15 protein-coding genes and 1 pseudogene are annotated in these 19,496 nt (G+C 47.9%); 9 read left to right on the top strand and 7 right to left on the bottom strand.

What is annotated here, in order from left to right; translation table 11 throughout:
* Window positions 1–85: 85 nt before the first annotated feature.
* The 6 genes from gyrA to dnaA all read right to left on the bottom strand — a co-directional run bounded on the left by gyrA (window position 86) and on the right by dnaA (window position 8,756).
* Entirely contained in the window at window positions 86–2,611 is a 2,526-nt protein-coding gene (gene gyrA / locus DWZ16_RS03975; protein WP_117796769.1) for a DNA gyrase subunit A, read from the bottom strand.
* A gap of 46 nt (window positions 2,612–2,657) precedes the next feature.
* Window positions 2,658–4,571: a DNA topoisomerase (ATP-hydrolyzing) subunit B gene (gene gyrB / locus DWZ16_RS03970; protein WP_107000962.1), complete on the bottom strand. Its 1,914-nt coding sequence runs from the start codon at window positions 4,569–4,571 to the stop codon at window positions 2,658–2,660.
* A 22-nt stretch (window positions 4,572–4,593) separates the two neighbouring features.
* Window positions 4,594–5,703 (bottom strand): DNA replication/repair protein RecF, encoded by a 1,110-nt coding sequence (gene recF / locus DWZ16_RS03965; RefSeq protein ID WP_117796771.1) that lies wholly within the window; start codon window positions 5,701–5,703, stop codon window positions 4,594–4,596.
* Window positions 5,704–5,714: 11 nt separating this feature from the next.
* A complete protein-coding gene (locus DWZ16_RS03960) occupies window positions 5,715–5,921 on the bottom strand; it encodes an RNA-binding S4 domain-containing protein (RefSeq protein WP_107000960.1) in 207 nt (68 codons plus the stop codon).
* 60 nt (window positions 5,922–5,981) lie between these two features.
* Window positions 5,982–7,100, bottom strand: coding sequence for a DNA polymerase III subunit beta (gene dnaN / locus DWZ16_RS03955; protein ID WP_022358494.1), 1,119 nt, complete (start codon window positions 7,098–7,100; stop codon window positions 5,982–5,984).
* 285 nt (window positions 7,101–7,385) lie between these two features.
* Complete coding sequence (gene dnaA, locus DWZ16_RS03945) at window positions 7,386–8,756, bottom strand: chromosomal replication initiator protein DnaA (protein ID WP_118522300.1); 1,371 nt, start codon at window positions 8,754–8,756, stop codon at window positions 7,386–7,388.
* Window positions 8,757–9,355: 599 nt separating this feature from the next.
* Here dnaA and rpmH point away from each other — a divergent pair.
* The 8 genes and pseudogenes from rpmH (at window position 9,356) to rsmG (ending at window position 16,839) form a co-directional block, all read left to right on the top strand.
* Window positions 9,356–9,490: a 50S ribosomal protein L34 gene (rpmH, locus tag DWZ16_RS03940; protein WP_087225913.1), complete on the top strand. Its 135-nt coding sequence runs from the start codon at window positions 9,356–9,358 to the stop codon at window positions 9,488–9,490.
* An 86-nt stretch (window positions 9,491–9,576) separates the two neighbouring features.
* Complete coding sequence (gene rnpA, locus DWZ16_RS03935; protein WP_118522299.1) at window positions 9,577–9,969, top strand: ribonuclease P protein component; 393 nt, start codon at window positions 9,577–9,579, stop codon at window positions 9,967–9,969.
* A complete protein-coding gene (gene yidD / locus DWZ16_RS03930) occupies window positions 9,962–10,174 on the top strand; it encodes a membrane protein insertion efficiency factor YidD (RefSeq protein WP_107000957.1) in 213 nt (70 codons plus the stop codon). Before rnpA ends, yidD begins: the two co-directional genes overlap by 8 nt.
* Window positions 10,175–10,193: 19 nt before the next feature.
* Window positions 10,194–11,447, top strand: coding sequence for a YidC/Oxa1 family membrane protein insertase (locus tag DWZ16_RS03925; RefSeq protein WP_333489788.1), 1,254 nt, complete (start codon window positions 10,194–10,196; stop codon window positions 11,445–11,447).
* Between the two features lie 14 nt (window positions 11,448–11,461).
* On the top strand, window positions 11,462–12,130 hold the full coding sequence (gene jag, locus DWZ16_RS03920) for an RNA-binding cell elongation regulator Jag/EloR (RefSeq protein ID WP_118522298.1): 669 nt from the start codon (window positions 11,462–11,464) through the stop codon (window positions 12,128–12,130).
* A 189-nt stretch (window positions 12,131–12,319) separates the two neighbouring features.
* Window positions 12,320–13,699, top strand: a complete 1,380-nt coding sequence (mnmE, locus tag DWZ16_RS03915) for a tRNA uridine-5-carboxymethylaminomethyl(34) synthesis GTPase MnmE (RefSeq protein WP_107000955.1) — start codon at window positions 12,320–12,322, stop codon at window positions 13,697–13,699.
* Between the two features lie 346 nt (window positions 13,700–14,045).
* A complete protein-coding gene (gene mnmG, locus DWZ16_RS03910; protein WP_118493311.1) occupies window positions 14,046–15,953 on the top strand; it encodes a tRNA uridine-5-carboxymethylaminomethyl(34) synthesis enzyme MnmG in 1,908 nt (635 codons plus the stop codon).
* A 203-nt stretch (window positions 15,954–16,156) separates the two neighbouring features.
* Window positions 16,157–16,839 (top strand): annotated as a pseudogene (gene rsmG / locus DWZ16_RS03905) (16S rRNA (guanine(527)-N(7))-methyltransferase RsmG).
* Window positions 16,840–17,515: 676 nt separating this feature from the next.
* Here rsmG and DWZ16_RS03900 read toward each other — a convergent pair.
* Window positions 17,516–18,466: an alpha/beta fold hydrolase gene (locus tag DWZ16_RS03900; protein WP_022358786.1), complete on the bottom strand. Its 951-nt coding sequence runs from the start codon at window positions 18,464–18,466 to the stop codon at window positions 17,516–17,518.
* 458 nt (window positions 18,467–18,924) lie between these two features.
* Here DWZ16_RS03900 and DWZ16_RS03895 point away from each other — a divergent pair, with 458 nt between their 5' ends.
* Window positions 18,925–19,464: an HD domain-containing protein gene (locus DWZ16_RS03895; RefSeq protein WP_243021913.1), complete on the top strand. Its 540-nt coding sequence runs from the start codon at window positions 18,925–18,927 to the stop codon at window positions 19,462–19,464.
* Window positions 19,465–19,496 lie beyond the last annotated feature (32 nt).

Genomic DNA, 19,496 nt, shown 5'->3' with positions numbered 1-19,496 from the left:
GCTGATTTGGATGAAAAAGTGCTTATGCAAGCAAGCTTGCAACACACTTTCTCATTCAAACCAGCGCATGGCTGAACTGTAACTTTTATTCTTCCGTATTCTCAGATTCGGTTTCTTCTCCGTCCTGTTCCTCCAGAAATTCGTCTTCTTCATCCTCATCCTTGTCGCTCTCCCGCACCTTGGCGATGCTTGCAACTGCTATGCCGGATTCAGCATCAATACTCATCAGCTTCACACCGGAGGTATTGCGTCCGATAATCGAGATGTCGCTGACTGCCATCTTGATGATGATGCCTTCATTGGTAATCAGCATGATCTTGCGCTCATTATCTACCAGCTTTGCACCCACCAAATCACCGGTTTTGTCGATGATCTTATAGCAGCGCACGCCCTTGCCGCCTCGGTTCTGGGCTGTAAATTCATCAATCGGAGTGCGTTTTCCATAACCATTTTCCGATACCACCAGCAGGCATTCTCCCTGGCTGGCCATCTGCATACCGATGACTTCATCGCCTTCATCAAACTTCATGCCGATAACCCCCATGGAAACACGGCCTGTTACGCGGACATCGGTCTCATGGAATCGGATACACATACCTTTCTTTGTGATCAGGAAAATATCTTCGGTATTATCGGTAGCCTTAACTTCGATCAATTCATCATCATCACGAAGTACAATCGCCTGAAGACCGTTCTTGCGGACATTGCTGTATTCCTTCATCGGAGTCTTCTTAACCATACCATTGCGGGTTGCCATGAAGAGATATTTCTCATCATCGATCTCCTTCATAGGAACGATGGATGTGATCTTCTCGCCTGGCATCAGCGGAAGCAGATTCACGATGGCAGTACCTCTGGCAGTGCGTCCTGCCTCCGGAATCTCGTATCCCTTCAGACGGTATACGCGTCCCTTGTTGGTAAAGAACATCACATAATGATGGGTTGTGGTCATCAGCAGATCTTCGATATAATCTTCCTCAATAGTCTGCATGCCCTTGATTCCCTTGCCTCCGCGGTTCTGGCTCTTGAAATTATCGCTGGACATTCTCTTAATATAGCCAAAATTGGTCATGGTCACAACGATATCGTCATCCGGGATCAAATCCTCCGCAGACATATCGTATTCATCATATCCGATGGCGGTACGGCGGTCATCTCCGTATTTATCAGCGATGAGGGAGATCTCCTCCTTGATAACACACAGAAGTTTCTTCTCATCTGCCAGAATCGCTTTCAACTCTGCAATCTTTGCCTCCAGCTCTTTATATTCATTTTCCAGTTTCTCGCGTTCCAGACCGGTCAGAGCACGCAGACGCATATCTACGATGGCCTGTGCCTGTGCATCCGAAAGATCAAAACGCTCCATTAACTGAGCTTTCGCCGCCTGAACATTGGCAGAACCGCGGATGATCTTAATAACCTCATCGATATGATCCAGTGCCTTTAAAAGACCTTCCAAAATATGGGCTCTCTCTTCTGCCTTGTTCAGATCATATTTGGTTCTTCTGGTTACCACATCCTCCTGGTGCTTTAAGTAATATTCCAGGATCTGCTGCAGATTTAAGATACGCGGCTCATTATTAACCAGCGCCAGCATAATCACACCAAAGGTGTCCTGCAGCTGTGTATGCTTCAGCAGACGGTTCATGATGACATTGGCATTCACATCACGGCGCAGTTCAATGCAGATCCGAAGTCCCTCACGGTTGGATTCATCACGCAGATCCGTGATTCCATCAAGCTTTTTATCCTTTACAAGCTCTGCGATCTTTTCGATCAAACGAGCCTTATTCACTGCATAAGGAAGCTCTGTCACGATGATACGGCTCTTGCCATTTGCCATGGCCTCGATATTGTATACAGCCCGTACACGGATCTTGCCGCGTCCGGTTCTGTACGCTTCTTCGATGCCTGCTTTTCCAAGGATGGTTGCTCCTGTCGGGAAATCAGGTCCCTTTACGATCTCCATCAGTTCTTCGATGGTAGTCGGGCGGTCTTCCTCCACCCGGTTGTCTATGATCTTGACAACGGCAGCAATCACCTCACGCAGGTTGTGAGGCGGAATATTCGTTGCCATACCAACGGCGATACCGGTGCCGCCATTTACCAGAATATTGGGAAAACGAGCCGGAAGAACCGTCGGTTCTTTCTCAGTCTCATCAAAGTTCGGCATGAAATCAACGGTATTCTTGCCAATATCCGCCAGCATCTCCATGGAAATACGGCTCAGTCTTGCCTCGGTGTATCGCATCGCTGCGGCGCCGTCGCCGTCCATGGAACCGAAGTTTCCATGTCCATCTACAAGCGGGTAACGGGTAGCCCATTTCTGAGCCATATTTACCAACGCACCATAGATTGAACTGTCACCATGTGGGTGGTATTTACCCATTGTATCACCGACGATACGGGCTGACTTACGGTGGGGCTTATCCGGTCCATTATTCAGCTCAACCATCGAATAAAGCACTCGTCTCTGCACCGGTTTCAAGCCATCCCGCACATCCGGAAGTGCACGGGCAGCAATAACGCTCATCGCATAATCGATGTAAGACGTTTCCATTGTCTTTTTCAGATCAATGTCATGAATTTTGTCAAATATATTTGGTTCCATCTATACTCCTTTCGTCCTCAAAAGGATTTAAGTGACTTAAATTTAATTAAATATCCAGGTTCTTTACGTACTTCGCATTTGCCTCGATAAACTCACGGCGCGGCTCAACCTGATCCCCCATCAGGGTAGCAAATGTCAGATCAACCTCCGAAGCAGTCTCACTGTCGATCTGGACACGGAGAAGAATTCGGCGCTCCGGATCCATGGTAGTCTCCCAAAGCTGTTCCGCGTCCATCTCACCCAGACCTTTATAACGCTGGATCTTATTGTTGTTGTCACGGCCAATCTCAGTCAGAATCGAATTCAGCTCATCATCGCTGTATGCATACCAGACACGCTTATTCTTCTCGATCTTATAAAGCGGCGGCTGTGCCAGATATACATGTCCTTCCCGGATCAAATCCGGCATAAAACGATACAGGAACGTCAGAAGCAGGGTACTGATATGTGCACCATCCACATCGGCATCGGTCATGATAATGATCTTGTTGTAACGAAGTTTTGAAATATCAAAATCTTCATGAATACCGGTACCAAATGCCGTGATCATCGCACGGATCTCCGCATTGCCGTAAATTCGATCCAGTCTTGCTTTTTCTACGTTTAAGATCTTGCCTCGAAGAGGCAGAATAGCCTGATTGGATTTATTTCTAGCCTCTTTCGCAGAACCACCCGCGGAATCTCCCTCTACGATGTAGATCTCGCAGTTTTCCGGATTCTTGTCGGAACAATCGGCTAATTTTCCTGGAAGCGCCATGCCGTCAAGCGCTGATTTACGTCTCGTCATCTCGCGCGCCTTGCGGGCTGCGTCGCGGGCTCTCTTGGCAAGAATTGATTTCTCACAGATGATCTTGGCAACCGTTGGATTCTGCTCCAGGAAATATGTCAGCTGCTCGCTCACGATCGCATCGACCGCCGCGCGGGCCTCGCTGTTGCCGAGTTTCTGCTTCGTCTGTCCCTCAAACTGCGGCTCCTCGATCTTAACGCTGATGATCGCTGTAAGGCCCTCGCGGATATCCTCACCGCTGAGTGCCGGCTCATTTTCCTTCAGAAGCTTATTTTTCTTCGCATAGTCATTAAAAGTCTTCGTCAGAGCACTCTTAAAGCCGGCCAGATGGGTACCGCCCTCCGGTGTGTTGATATTATTGACGAAGGTGTAGATATTTTCCGTGTAGGAATCGTTATGCTGCATCGCCACCTCGACAAATACCTTGTCCTTGATGCCCTCGCAGTAGATAACCGGTTCATAGAGCTTCTCATTGCTCCGGTTCAAGTAGGTGACAAATTCCTTGATACCGCCCTCATAGTGAAAGGTCTTCTCATGCTTCACTTCTCTGTCATCCCGCAGGGTGATCTTTAAGTTTTTCGTCAGGAATGCCGTCTCACGCAGGCGTACTTTTAACGTATCATAGTCGTAGACCGTTTCCTCGAAAATCTCCTTATCCGGCAGGAATACGACCCGTGTGCCGTGCTTATCCGGAGCACACTCACCGACTACTTTCAGCGGATACATCGTTTTGCCGCGCTCATAGCGCTGTTTATATACCTTTCCATCGCGGCAGATCTCAACCTCCAGCCACTCGGAAAGAGCATTTACAACCGATGCGCCTACGCCGTGCAGACCGCCGGATACCTTGTATCCGCCGCCGCCGAACTTGCCGCCCGCATGCAGGATCGTAAATACGACCTCAACCGCCGGAAGTCCGGCTTTTTTCTGAGTATCAACCGGGATACCACGACCGTCATCCTGTACCGTGATGGAATTGTCCGCATTGATCTGCACCTCGATGTGACTGCAGAATCCGGCTAACGCCTCATCCACGGAGTTGTCAACTATCTCATACACCAGGTGATGGAGGCCTCTTACAGATGTGCTGCCTATATACATACCAGGACGCTTTCTGACCGCCTCCAATCCCTCCAATATCTGTATTTGATCTGCACTGTATTCTGAACCCATAGTTCCTCCTTCACTTGCTGTTTTATGTCTGACTAGTTGTCTTGTTTGGACGTTCACAGGTGACCGTCCCGCTCACGACCCGAAAGGTCTTATCTATCTGGAAGCTGTGGCTGATAAAATCATCCAAGCCCGTACAGGTAATGATCGTCTGTATGTGGCGGATGCTGGCGAGCAGATGATCCTGCCGTTTTCCATCTAACTCCGACAAAACATCGTCGAGAAGCAGGATCGGATACTCCTTTTTGATCTTTTTAACCAGCTCAATCTCCGCCAGTTTGAGCGATAATGCCGCCGTTCTCTGCTGTCCCTGTGAACCGAAGCGCCGGATGTCAATTCCGTTGACATAGAAACTTAAGTCATCCCGGTGTGGTCCGACCAGCGTTGTCTTCTGCTTCCGGTCCGCCTCGCGGCTCTTTTTGACTGCCGCTTCCAACTGATCTGCCTCCGTGTTCGGCTCATACTGGATGACGAGTTCTTCCTTTCCACCCGACAATTTCTGATGGATCGGACGGATCAATTCGTTTAATTCACCGATAAATTCCCGCCGGTACTGGCTCACCTCCCGCCCGTAGGAAGCAAGCTGCATATCCCATATATCCAGCATCTCCTCGTACTCGGGATGGAAAAACAGCTCCTTTAAGAGCTTATTTCTCTGTATCACCACCCGGTTGTACTGCACCAGCGAATGGACGTAGAGCCGGTTTAACTGGCATAATTCCAGATCAATAAAACGGCGCCGATCCGCCGGCCCGTTCTTAATGAGATTCAGATCTTCCGGCGAAAAAAACACCACGTTAACAATGCCGAAAAGCTCGCTCGCCCGCCGGATCGGGATCCCGTTGACCGCCACGCCCTTCGTCTTATTTTTCTTTAGATGCATGTCAATCCGGTACGGCACATCGTCCTTGCGAAGCTGCATCTTGATGTGGGACTCGTCCTCTCCGAATTCGATGATCTCCCTGTCCTTGCTGCCGCGGTGGGACTTGGTCGTCGCACACACGTAGACCGCTTCAAGAATATTGGTTTTACCCTGCGCGTTGTCCCCGTAGAGAACATTCGTCCCCGGATCAAAATCCATATGTAATTCCCCGTAATTGCGGTAATTTTTGAGTTCGATCGATTCGATAAACATGAAACCATCCTTTATTTGGTGATTGTTACGGTCTCTCCGTCATACTCGACTTTGTCCCCGTCGTAAAGCTTCTTGCCGCGCTGCATCTCCACCGCGCCATTGACCTTCACAAGCCCGTCCTGAATCGCAAATTTAGCATCCACGCCAGACTCTACCAGACCAGCTGCCTTAAGCGCCTGACCCAGTTTTATAAATTCATCTCTCAGTTTTATCTCCATCTTATTTCAGATCCTTTCTGTCACTGTCTGCCTGCACCTGCCATGTCTAAAAATGGCAGGTTAGATCGCTGCCGCATTGAAATTGACCGGCAGGATCAGATAGATGTAAGTCTCCTCCTCGTCCCGGATAAAGCACGGGGATTTCGGATTCATCATGTACAGAGTCACTTCCTCATCATCGATGATTCGCAGCGCATCACCCAAAAACTTCGGGTTGAAGCCGATCATCAGGTCTTTTCCAAACTTGGTAATCGCCAGACGGGCATCCATCGTACCGAAGGCGGAATGCATCTTTAACTCCATTTCTTCATCGGTAAAGTTTAAGATCAAAGGTTTCTTATCATTTTCACGGACGAGAATGCTCGCACGGTCGATCGCATCCATGAAATCACGGCGGTTCAAGGTAACTTTCGTCTCATAATCGGAGGAAAGCATCTGATTGATCCGGAAATACTCGCCCTCAATCAGGCGGGATAACACGATCGTGTCGTCAAATTCAAACATGATGTGGTTGGTGCTGAAGAAAATCTGTACCTCAGAGTCGTTGTCACCGTTTAAGATCTTGCTGATCTCACCTAAAGTCTTGCCAGGAACGATGACTTTTATATCACTGTACTGTTCTTTTAATGCAACTTTGCGAATCGACATGCGGTGTCCGTCGAGGGAAACGAGCTTAAGTTCATTGCCGGTGACCTCCATCAGCTCACCGGTCATCATCTTGTTGCTGTCGTTCGGCGAGATCGAGAAGATCGTCTGGCGGATGATCTCTTTTAAGGTAAACTGGGAAAGTGTGATGAATTTATCCCGCTCAATGTGGGGAATATAGGAAAATTCATCGCCGTCCTTGCCCTGAATCTGGAAAATAGCCTTGTCACAGGTGATCGTCGTGTTGTATTTTTCATCCGATTCGATCGTGATCGTAGAATTTTCGCCGGAGAGCTTGCGGATAATATCGGAAAAAAGCTTGGCATCAAGAGCGATTTTTCCACGTTCCAGGATCGTTCCTTCGACCTTCGTCTCAATTCCCAGCTCCATATCGTTGCCGGTCAGTTTGATCTCATCCGAAACAGCATCGATCAGGATGCATTCGAGAATCGGCATGGTAGTTTTGGAAGGAACGGCCTTCAGAACAATGTTGATGCCGTTCATTAAATGATCTTTTTCAAATGAAAGCTTCATGTTTGTTGATAACTCCTTTGCTAAAAATAACGTGGAACGGAAAGAAAAGATATATATAAATTCCGTCGCAATCGTAGTAGGGGCTGTGAATATGTGGAATTCTCCGGACAGCCCCGAAAATACAGGGGTTCAGACTCCTTTTGAATGGTTAAAAAGGCTGTGTAAAACTGTCCGGAACCGGCTGGATAACTTTTGAATTATCCACAGCCCTGAAATGGAGCAAAATGTGGGAAAAGTTATCCACAGGTTTTCAACCACTTTTCCACGCGAAATTGTGGAAGAAACCTACTGTGGGCTGATCTTTTTCATTAAGATTTCCACTGTATTGCGAAGCGATTCGTTTTTCTCCATATCGGCAGCGATCTTGTCGTGACCGTGGATGATCGTCGTGTGATCCCGACCGCCTAAATATTTGCCGATATTCTGCAGGGAAGTTCCGAGCATCGAACGGCAGATATACATCACGATCTGGCGCGGGAATACGATCTCCTTGTTGCGCTTCTGGGAGGAAATGTCAAGCGGAGTGATACCGAAATGATCAGCAACGACCTGGATGATCAGCTCTGGGGTCACTTCTTTCTCCGCGTTCGGGGAAATGAGATCCTTGAGCGCTTCCTCCGCCAGCTCCGTCGTGATCTCCTTGTTATTTAACTTGGAAAGGGCGACGATCTTGGTAAGGGCGCCCTCGAGTTCACGGATGTTGGACTTGACGTTGGTGGCGATGTACTTGATCACTTCATTATCTATATTGTAGCCCTCGAGTTCCTCTTTTTTGCGGAGGATCGCCATACGGGTTTCATAATCCGGCGACTGGATATCGACGGTCAAGCCCCATTCGAAACGGGAACGAAGCCGTTCTTCCAGCGTCTCGATCTCTTTCGGCGGTTTATCTGAGGAGATAATGATCTGTTTTTTCGCTTCATAGAGTGCGTTGAAGGTATGGAAAAATTCTTCCTGTGTCGATTCCTTACCGATAATAAACTGGATATCATCGATGAGGAGGACGTCGTTGTTTCTGTATTTTTCACGGAACTCCGTGGTGGAAATATTGTTTTTGTTCCGGATCGCATCGATCAGTTCGTTCGTAAACTTCTCACTTGTAACGTAGAGAACCTTCGCTTTTGGATTGTTTTTTAAGATAAAATGTCCGATCGAGTGCATAAGATGCGTTTTTCCCAGACCTACACCCCCGTAAATGAAGAGAGGGTTGTAGATCTCACCCGGAGATTCTGCCACGGCGAGGGAAGCGGCGTGCGCTAAGTTATTGTTCGCGCCGACGACGAAGGTGTCGAATGTGTAGCGCGGATTTAAGTTCGCATCCTGGATGAGCTGGCGGCTGACCTCGGACGGGCGGTTGATCAGATGGCTTTTGTCCGTCTCTTTTTGCGGCTCATCGACCTGTTCGATGGTGATAAAATCGACCTCACACTCGATTCCGGTTAGTTCTTCGATGGTAATCTGGATCAAAAGTCCGTATTTTTTTTTGATATAGCCGAGAAACTGCACATCCGGAACCAGGATCTGAAGGGTGCCGTCTTTCATGGAATAAGGCTGCGTCGGAAGCAGCCATGTTTTGAAAGAAACGTCCGTCAGTTCGTGTTCTTCTTTAATATGGAGGAGAATTTCATCCCATTTTTCCTTAATTTTCTCTATCATACTGTGTCTCCTAAACGTAAAAAGCAGCCAAAACTGCAAAATAACCCAATCTAAGTTCTATTCTACATGATTTGTCCACATTTTTCAATAAAAACCCGCAATGTGAATAAGTGAAATTCAGTTATCCACGTGGAAAAAACGCCGAAAAATAAGGCTTTTTGGTGAATGGGTGTGAACAATCAGAAGCTTATCCAGATCGTATTCCACGGCTTTTCCACAAGTTATCCCCAAAATGTGGATAAGTGGAGGATAAGCTGTGAATAGGTGGCGGGAATGCTGATAAAATAAGGATTTTTTTATCCACAAAATGGAAACGTCCCGGTGTGTATACTGTATACAATAAGGTGCCTCGACAGCAATCGACGATCGATCTGTGGGGACGCAGGATCGAAATGGTGGAAAAACCACAGAAATTCCTTGTTCTATGGGGATTAAAAAGATCAAAATAGTGGTTGACGAATGCGGAATTCTTCTATATAATGGAGAAGATGTTTAATTACAATAGTCTAACTATGTTGAGAAGAATGCGGATTTCGGCGTGAGCCGGAGGAAGCGTGGATTTCTCTTACTATATTATGGATGAGGAGGTGTATGCAGACATGAAGATGACATTTCAGCCGAAGAAAAGACAGAGAGCAAAAGTTCATGGATTCCGTGCGAGAATGAGCAGCGCAGGTGGAAGAAAAGTTCTGGCTGCCAGAAGAGCAAAAGGTAGAGCAAAATTATCTGCTTAATGAACGAGGCCGCAATCGAGTTATAGATTGTGGCCTTTCTTAATATTCATAGAAAAAGTTCTAAGAATATTAAGAAAAGCTCTGCGATGCACACTCGGTGCAGGGGAATTGGTGATTTTAATGAAGCGTTTTATTCAATTAAGAAGAACAGCGAATTTCAAAAGGTTTACAAGACAGGGAAATCCTATGCCAATAAGCTTCTGGTTATGTACGTGAAGCGGGTGGATGACGGGAAGGAGCCTCGGATCGGTATCTCCGTCAGCAAAAAGGTTGGAAACAGCGTGGTCCGCCATCACGTGACAAGGTTGGTACGGGAGAGCTATCGGTTAAATAAGGACAGAGTCAGACTCGGATTAGACATCGTAGTCGTTGCCAGACCGGCAGCGAAAGAAGCAGACTTCAAAAAAATTGAGAGTGCATACCTGCACTTATGCGGACTGCATAACATTCTGGAGAATCGAAGTGAGAATATTGATTAAGAAGATCTTGATAAAGATGATTCGGGGATATCAGCTCTATATTTCCCCTATGACAGGACCTCACTGCAAGTACACGCCGACGTGCTCGGAGTACGCCATCCAGGCACTTAAAAAGTACGGCGCTGTAAAAGGTATGATTTTGGCATGTAAGCGGATTCTTCGCTGTAATCCATTTGCAGAAGGCGGTTATGATCCAGTTCCGTAAAGGATGAGGAGGTAGTTCATTGGACGTTAGCGTTTTAGTTGCGACAAAGGCAGGTTCGATCATGGGACCGATCGCCAGCGTGTTTGGTTATATCATGGACTTTTTATTCCGGATTACCAGCAGCATGGGGATCATGAATATCGGTCTGTGTATCATCCTGTTTACCATTATCACAAAGTTACTGTTATTTCCTCTGACGATCAAACAGCAGGAATCGTCAAAACTTATGTCGCTTATGAACCCTGAAATCAAGGCGGTTCAGAATAGGTATAAGGGAAAAACCGATCAGGCATCGATGGCTAAACAACAGGTCGAGATGCAGGCAGTTTATGAGAAATATGGCTCGAATCCGATGGCAGGATGTCTGCCGATGGCGATTCAGCTTCCGATTATCTTCGCTTTGTACCGGGTTATCTACAACATTCCGGCATACGTACCGTCAGTACGTGTCTTTTTTGACAACGTAGCGAACCCGCTGATGGAGCAGCCGGATTACGTCAACAAGATTTCCGAGCTGGCAAGCGGTGTCGGCATGGCGGTGGACAAGGTAGACTACACCGTGGCAAACAAAGTCGTAGATATGTTATATAAGTTGACACCGGCTGGATGGGATACGCTGGAAAGTTTATTCCCGCAGATCTCTTCGACGATCGCAGAAAATGCGGGCAAGATTGAGCAGATGAACTATTTCTTCGGCATCAATCTGGCAACTCCGCCGTTTACCGGTTTTAACCACATCACGATCGCATGGATCATCCCGATCCTCGCAGGTCTGACCCAGTGGCTCTCCACCAAGCTGATTTCCAATTTACAGCAGGTGGATCAGGACGCGCCGGGCGCGAGCATGATGAACAGCATGATGATCACGATGCCGCTGATGTCCGTATTCTTCTGTTTCTCCCTGCCGTCCGCGATCGGTATCTACTGGGTCGTTCAGGGTGCATTCCAGCTCGTTCAGCAGCTGATCGTAAATGCACATATGAACAAGATCGATGTCGATGATCTGATCCGCCGCAACGTGGAGAAGATGAACAAGAAGAGAGCGAGAAAAGGTCTGCCGCCGGCCAATGTCAGCGAGAAGGCAAGCGTGAATTTAAAGGCGCTTCAGGCACGCGAGGATGCGGAAAGCAAGGCGAAAGAGGACAAGATCTCCCGCAATAAAAAGCAGATGGAGGCGTCTGAAGCATTTTACAATTCCGATCCGAAGCCGGGCAGTCTGGCTTCCAAGGCCAAGATGGTGCAGAAGTACAACGATAAGCACGCGAAAAAATAGAAGGAGGGCGCAGGATGGATATGATTACGGTTACCGCTAAGACAGTCGATGAGGCAGTAACAAAGGCACTGATTGAACTGGAAACCACCAGTGATAAATTAGAGTACGAAGTGGTCGAAAAAGGAAGCGCCGGATTTCTGGGGATCGGCGCGAAACAGGCGATCATCCGTGCTAAGAAAAAAGAGACGCTCGAGGATCGTGCGATCGACTTTTTAAGCCAGGTATTTGATGCGATGAACTTAGATGTGAAGATCGCAGCGGCTTTCAATGAGGAAGAGTGCGAGATGAACATTGACCTCTCCGGCGAGGACATGGGTATTTTGATCGGTAAGAGAGGTCAGACCCTGGATTCTCTCCAGTATCTGGTCAGCCTGGTTGTCAACAAGAAGAGCGAGAATTACGTCCGCGTGAAGCTCGATACCGAGAATTACCGCGAGAGACGGAAAGAGACGCTTGAGACACTGGCAAAGAACATTGCTTACAAGGTAAAGAGAACGAAACGTTCCGTATCTTTGGAGCCGATGAACCCGTATGAGAGACGGATCATTCATGCAGCGCTGCAGAATGACAAGTATGTCACCACCCGCAGCGAGGGCGAGGATCCGTTCCGGCATGTGATTATTTCGCTGAAGCGTGAGGGCAGACGCGAGAGAAGTGACGGGTATGGGAGATATGAGAAGTAAATAAGTATGACGAAGAAGGTCTGGAGGTATCTAGACCTTCTTTTTTGTGGGGGATCGAGCGCGAGAGGTTTATCGTGAAAACATAAAAAAAGAAATAAATATTAGACTAGATTTGTAAATAAAGATGGGAAAATGCTTCCATATGGTATAGAATAAGAAGATAAAAAGCAAGGAAGGATTTATATATATATGGTATATACAGATACAATCGCCGCGATCGCGACGGCGCTTTCGAGTTCGGGGATTGGGATTATCCGGATTAGCGGTTCGGACGCTGTGGCGGTGGCGGAGCGGATGTTTGAACCGGCGGTGGCGGGGAAGAGGCTTTCAGAGCAGAAAACGTATACGATTCATTATGGATATATTCGGGATGGAGAGGAACGGATCGATGAAGTGCTGCTTCTTTTGATGCGCGGTCCGCACAGTTATACGGCGGAGGACACGGTAGAGATTGACTGTCACGGAGGCGTGCTGGTGATGAAGCGGATTCTGGAGCTGGCGGTAAAATGTGGGGCGCGGCTGGCGGAACCAGGCGAATTTACGAAGCGGGCGTTTTTAAATGGCAGAATTGATCTTTCGCAGGCGGAAGCCGTGATCGATGTGATCCAGTCGAAAAATGAGTATGCGCTGCAGTCTTCGGTCAGCCAGTTGAGCGGTTCAATGTCGCGGAAAGTGCGGGAACTTCGCGAAAAACTAATCTATGAGATTGCCTTTATTGAGTCCGCACTTGATGATCCGGAGCATATTTCTCTGGACGGATATCCGGAGCGCCTTCGGGAGACGCTGCAGCCGATAGAGATGGAACTGGAGGCGTCGATCGGGACGTTTGACAACGGGCGTATCATGACGGAGGGGATCAAAACCGTGATCTTAGGTAAGCCGAATGCAGGAAAATCGTCCCTGATGAATGTACTGTTGGGAGAGGAGCGCGCGATTGTGACAGAGATCGCCGGTACGACACGCGATACGCTGGAGGAAAATATCCGTCTGCGCGGGCTTAGCTTAAATTTGATCGATACGGCGGGCATCCGGGAAACGGAGGATATCGTTGAAAAGATTGGCGTGGAACGGGCGAGAAAGATTGCGGATGAGGCAGATTTGATCTTGTATGTGGTCGATGGATCAAGGGAGCTGGATGAAAATGACCGTCAGATCCTCGATTTGATCCGGGGACGGAAGGTGATCGTCCTCTTAAATAAGACAGATCTGGAACCGGTTCTCACAGAAGAAGCGCTTCGCGAAGCGTGCGGGCAGGAAGTGATTCCGGTATCGGCGAAGGAACAGCAGGGAATTGATCGATTGGAGGAAAAAATTCAGACGATGTTCTTGCAGGGAAACCTGAATTTCAACGATCAGGTCATGCTGACAAACGTCCGTCACAAGACGGCGATGGAGCAGGCGCTGAAAAGCCTGCGTCTGGTCGAGACAAGCATCGACAATGCGATGCCGGAGGATTTTTTCTCGATTGATCTGATGGATGCCTATGAACATCTTGGAACGATCCTTGGGGAATCACTGGAAGAGGATCTGGTGAATGAGATTTTCAGCCATTTTTGTATGGGGAAATAGATCAATTTTTTTGCAAGGTTTCTTTCCTTGTGGTATGATAGGGTGGATCTGAAAACAAGAAAGAATATAAGGCGTTTGATCGAATTGAAATGTGCAGCTACAGTAAAATCGGCTGCGAATCATACGGCGCATGAGCCGCAGTGTTTATCTCAGTCGAGAAGACTCCCGTGGTGAGTAATAGCAAATTTGTCTCAGTGGAAGCCTTGTCTCCGACTGAGATAAACGCTCCGCGAGGATGCGCAGTGATTCTGTAAAGAATATGTCAGCTACGCTGACAGAATCACGCGCCAAGTCTCACGGACGTTCGACTTGAATAGAACGCAGAGATAGAGAGGAAAGAGGAAACATGCCCTGTTTAACAGAAAATTATGATGTAGCGGTCGTCGGGGCGGGACACGCCGGCTGTGAGGCGGCGCTGGCAAGCGCGAGACTGGGACTCGAGACGATCGTGTTTACCGTCAGCGTGGACAGCATCGCCCTGATGCCGTGCAACCCGAATGTCGGCGGAAGCTCGAAGGGCCACTTGGTGCGCGAGCTGGATGCGCTCGGCGGCGAGATGGGAAAAAATATAGATAAAACCTTTATACAGTCCAAGATGCTCAACCAGTCCAAGGGACCGGCGGTGCATTCGCTCCGCGCGCAGGCGGACAAGCAGGAATACACCCGCCAGATGCGCCGTACCATGGAAAATACCGATCACCTGACGATCCGTCAGGGAGAGGTGGCAGAGCTGATCGTGGAAGAAGGTCAGATCAAAGGACTGAAAACGTACTCCGGCGCGACGTATTACTGCAAGGCGGTGGTGCTGGCAACGGGAACGTACCTGAAAGCGAGATGTATCTATGGTGATGTGAGCAATCCGACCGGACCGAATGGTCTGCAGGCGGCAAACCATCTGACAGATTCCCTGAAAAAGCTGGGAATCGAGATGTTCCGTTTCAAGACGGGCACACCGGCGCGTGTTGATAAGCGCAGCATCGATTTTTCTAAGATGGAAGAGCAGTTCGGCGATGAGAGGGTTGTGCCATTTTCTTTTTCCACCGATCCGGAGTCGGTGCAGAAGGAGCAGGTGTCCTGCTGGTTGACCTATACCAATGAGAAAACACATGAGATCATCCGCAACAACCTGGATCGATCGCCCCTCTTTTCGGGCGCGATCGAGGGAACAGGTCCGCGTTACTGTCCATCGATCGAGGATAAGGTGGTAAAATTTCCAGATAAGAACCGTCATCAGGTTTTTGTCGAGCCGGAGGGAATTTATACGAATGAAATGTATCTGGGCGGTATGTCCAGTTCCCTGCCGGAGGATGTGCAGTACGCGATGTATCGTACCGTGCCGGGACTTGAAAATGTAAAAATTGTTCGAAATGCATATGCAATTGAGTACGATTGTATCAATGCACGCCAGTTGAAGGCATCGCTGGAATTTAAGGCGATCCGGGGATTGTTCAGCGGCGGTCAGTTTAACGGAAGCTCCGGTTATGAGGAAGCGGCGGTACAGGGCTTTATGGCGGGTGTCAATGCGGCGCGCGAAGTGCTGGGAAAAGAACCGATCATCCTCGACCGTTCCCAGGCATATATCGGTGTCTTAATCGACGATCTGGTTACCAAAGAAAACCATGAACCGTACCGGATGATGACGTCGCGTGCGGAATACCGCCTGCTTTTGCGTCAGGACAACGCGGATCTGCGTCTTTCCCCGATCGGGCATGAGATTGGACTGGTCAGTGATGCGATGTATGAGCGTGTCCTCTGGAAAGAAAAAATGATCGAGGAAGAGGCAAAGCGTCTGGAGAAGATCAACATTGGCGCTGGAAAAGAAGTGCAGGAATTTTTAGAGCGCCACGGAAGCACCCCGCTCAAGACCGCGGCAACGCTGGCAGAGCTGGTACGCCGTCCGGAGTTAAGCTATGAAGCACTGGCAGAGCTGGATCCGAACCGTCCGGAACTTCCGGAAGATGTGATCGAGCAGATCAACATCAACATCAAGTATGACGGCTATATCCGCCGCCAGCTGCAGCAGGTTGCACAGTTCAAGAAGATGGAGAGCCGGAAGCTGGATGAAAACTTCGACTATTCCACGGTCGGAAGCCTGCGCCGTGAGGCAGTACAGAAATTAAATCTCTATAAACCGGCAAATATCGGTCAGGCATCCCGAATCGCGGGCGTGTCACCGGCGGATATTTCGGTGCTGCTGGTACACTTAGAGCAGAGCCGCCATGCGGGACATGGGGAAGAGAAGAAAGAACTGTAAATATAGAAACGAGCGGATTCAGAGACTGCATGGAAACAGGTAAACGCATTGCAGCAACTCAAAATGTAAGATAGATAAGAACCTGAGAAAAAATAGAACATATCATAAAGGATATATTTATGGCAGAAGAAAATAAAGTAGAAAGCGGTGTGGTTCTGCCTCCGGCAGACTTTACCGGGCAGCTTCAGAAAGAAGCGCAGGAGATGGGCGTCGCGTTAAATGAACACCAGATCAAGCAGTTCTACGATTATTATGAACTGTTGATTCATTGGAATACGATGGTGAATCTGACAGCGATCACGGAACAGAAGGAAGTTGTGACCAAACATTTTTCGGATAGTCTGGCACTTGTGAAAGCGGTGCCGGATCTGGCAGAGAAAGAGTATACGTTGATCGATGTTGGAACAGGAGCTGGATTTCCGGGTATCCCGTTAAAGATTGCATTTCCAAATTTAAAGGTCACGCTTCTCGATTCTTTAAATAAGCGGATCAACTTTCTGAACGAGGTAATTCAGGCATTGGAACTGGAAAAAATTCAGGCGGTTCACGGACGGGCGGAGGATGCGGCACATGATAATGTTCACGTGAAACATTTGATTTTTGCGTTTCACGCGCGGTGGCAAATCTGTCCACGCTGTCGGAATACTGCCTGCCGTTTGTCAAGGTGGGTGGCTGGTTTGTGCCGTACAAATCGGGCAAACTGGAGGAAGAGATGAAGACGGGAAAAGGTGCGATCCGCAAGCTGGGCGGCGAGCTGGAGGATGTGATTTCCTTCCACCTTGCCAATGAGGATGAGCGTAACCTGGTCCGGATTCATAAGACAGAGAGGACGGGAAAGAAGTATCCGAGAAAAGCGGGAACGCCGTCGCGGGAGCCGCTGAAATAAAGCAATCAAAGGGTGGATAGAGAAAGACTGTATATGGAACACGTAGAGTATGCAGTCTTTCTTTTTTATATAGGCGTGGTTTAAACAAAAATGTATGACTGAATATTTGTTCTGGAAGATTGTGTTCCAGAAGCCGTATCAGGCATAGGACAGAGGAAATCTGGAGAAGCAGGTAGAGGCGATGGCAGAGCTGGAAATAATAGGGAAAATTTATAAAATTTGAGTTTTCGTTACAGAATATAGTTTTTTTGTGCGAAAGCCGAGAGGATCAAGTGGGAATAATGCAGAATAAAGAGGATCATTCCGGGGGTTTTGTTTGTATATAGATAGTGCGGCGGGACCTGGATGAAACATTAGGACCGTTCCTATCAAGAAGAAACAAACAAGGCGCACGGAAGGATGACGCTGTGAATATGAAAGATACTGGAAAAATGGTATCTGCATCATGGTATGAGTATGAAAAAGCAATTTTTATGGAGATGTGGGAAAGAGAGAATAACTGTTGATGGGTAGGCACTTTTGGAACCGAAAGTGCCGTAAGAAAACGCGGTGGCAGCAGGAATTTGCCGTATTTAAATACGGCAAATTCCGTTACTGGGCACGTATGCATGAACAGTAATAAGCTTCGTCCTATGACGAAAAAACGCTCCGCGGTATGCATACTCATTATCCTTTTTTAAGAAAAAAACATATGGATCGCATCCATCACGGCATCCGGCTGTTCTAACTGCGGCAGATGTTTGGTCTTTGGGATGATAGAGGACTCGATTGCGGAATTATAAATCTTGTAATCCTGAATCGTCGCCTCGATCATCGGTTCCTCGGAACCGCCGATGATGAAGATGCTGTTGTCGATCTTCCTGAGAGCATTGGAAATATTGCACTTGGTATAGCGGCATTCAATACTGGAGAAGATCGCTTTTGGACATTCACCGAGATGTGCGGCTTCGTGGCTGCGGTCGATCTGAACCGGTTTTACGGTATACGGATTGTAAAAATATTTGGTGCGGAATGCCTCTTCGATCATAGAGCGGCTGCACGCAATGTGGTAAATGAGCGTTCCAGCCAGCGGGAGATCCAGAAGAAGCTTATAAAGCTTGGCATTTTTACCCGGAAGCTGACAACAGTCGGTAAGGCTGCTCGGGTTGATGAGCATGATCTGATCAAACAGTTCTGGAGAGTTGCTGCACGCCATGATAGACAGTGCCGCTGAATCACCGGTGGAGAGAATGTTGGTCCGATGTCCGATCTCAGATTTGATAAAATCACAGATCAGCTGGACGAACAGGTAATTTGTGTAGGTCAGGTTCGGCTTCTCGGAACGTCCGCAGCCGAGAAGGTCGAGCGTGTAGACGGTGTAGGAGCGGCTGAGCTGTTCGCGGATGGATTCCCACTCATAGCCGCTCGATGCAAAGTGCAGATCGTGAATCAACAGAAGCGGTTTGCCGGAACCGCATTTTGTATAGTAGATATTTCCCAGCCGCCATTTGTAGCAGAGAGAATTCTCTTCCCGGGTCAGACCGCGGGAGGTGGCAGAAAATTGAATATATTTATTTAAAAGTGCCAGTGAAACTGCGCCGCCGGCGGACAGCATCAGGCAGGTCATGATCTTGTTTTTTGTGTTCATATAGAAAGCTCCTTTTGAATCGAAAAATTAAACTTGAAAATATCTCATCAAGTAATTCTATTATACCATAAATACTAAATTCAGCTATCGCCTTTGGCTTGGCTTCATTAAGTATTTAGGTATGACTCGCACTAGGATCGAAAACACCTCGCTAAGTGCTCATATTATATCATATTTTCCTGTATTCCAGTTCAGCTATTTCCAGCGTTTTTTCACAGAATATCTGTTCACAGATGTGTGCCCAAGTAACGGGATTTTGCCGATGCTTCGCATTTCAAATCGGAAAAATCTGCAACCAGAACTGTAGCGTTCGGGATTTTCAGTTTGGAAAATTTCTACCTGTGAACAGTTATGAACATGCCATTTTATGTAAACAAAATTTCATTGAAAATCGATATTAAATTCATTATAATGTTCACGTATCAAAAAATCAATCGATGGGGAAAGAAATGCGCGATATGATAAAGAAGGAAAATAAGTTATGCTTTCAGCATCGTATGGAACGGAAGACAGAGAAATCTTTTCAGTTGTCGGCGGGCAGGCAGCGGCTGCTGGCGGAAACGATACGCGAACTGAAGCAGGAAGGGCGCTTAGACGAGGAGAAGCTGGCGATGCAGCATGGTACGACATCCATTTACCGCCACAGCCTCAATGTTGCCTACACAAGCCTTTGGATGATGGAACGGTGGCAGATTCGCTTGGAACCAAAATCACTTGTGAGAGGGGCACTGCTGCACGATTATTTTTTGTATGACTGGCATCAGAAGGATTCCTCGCACCGCCTGCACGGCTTCCGTCACCCGAAAACAGCGCTTGGAAATGCACAGAGAGATTACCATTTAAATTGGAAGGAAAAAAATATCATCGCACGTCATATGTTTCCGCTGATACCGGTGCCGCCTCAGTGCCGCGAGGCATGGATTGTGTGTCTGGCAGATAAATGGTGTGCTCTGGGGGAGACGGTGGAGCCGATGTTTCACGTGAAACATTTTAAATGAAATTTTTCTAAAAAAGTAGGAAATGAGTTTTA

The sequence above is a fragment of the Clostridium sp. AF29-8BH genome (assembly GCF_003478145.1).
GTDB lineage: Bacteria > Bacillota > Clostridia > Lachnospirales > Lachnospiraceae > Otoolea > Otoolea fessa.
Note: the sequence above shows the minus strand (reverse complement) of the source record. Positions and strands in the feature narration are given on the sequence as shown.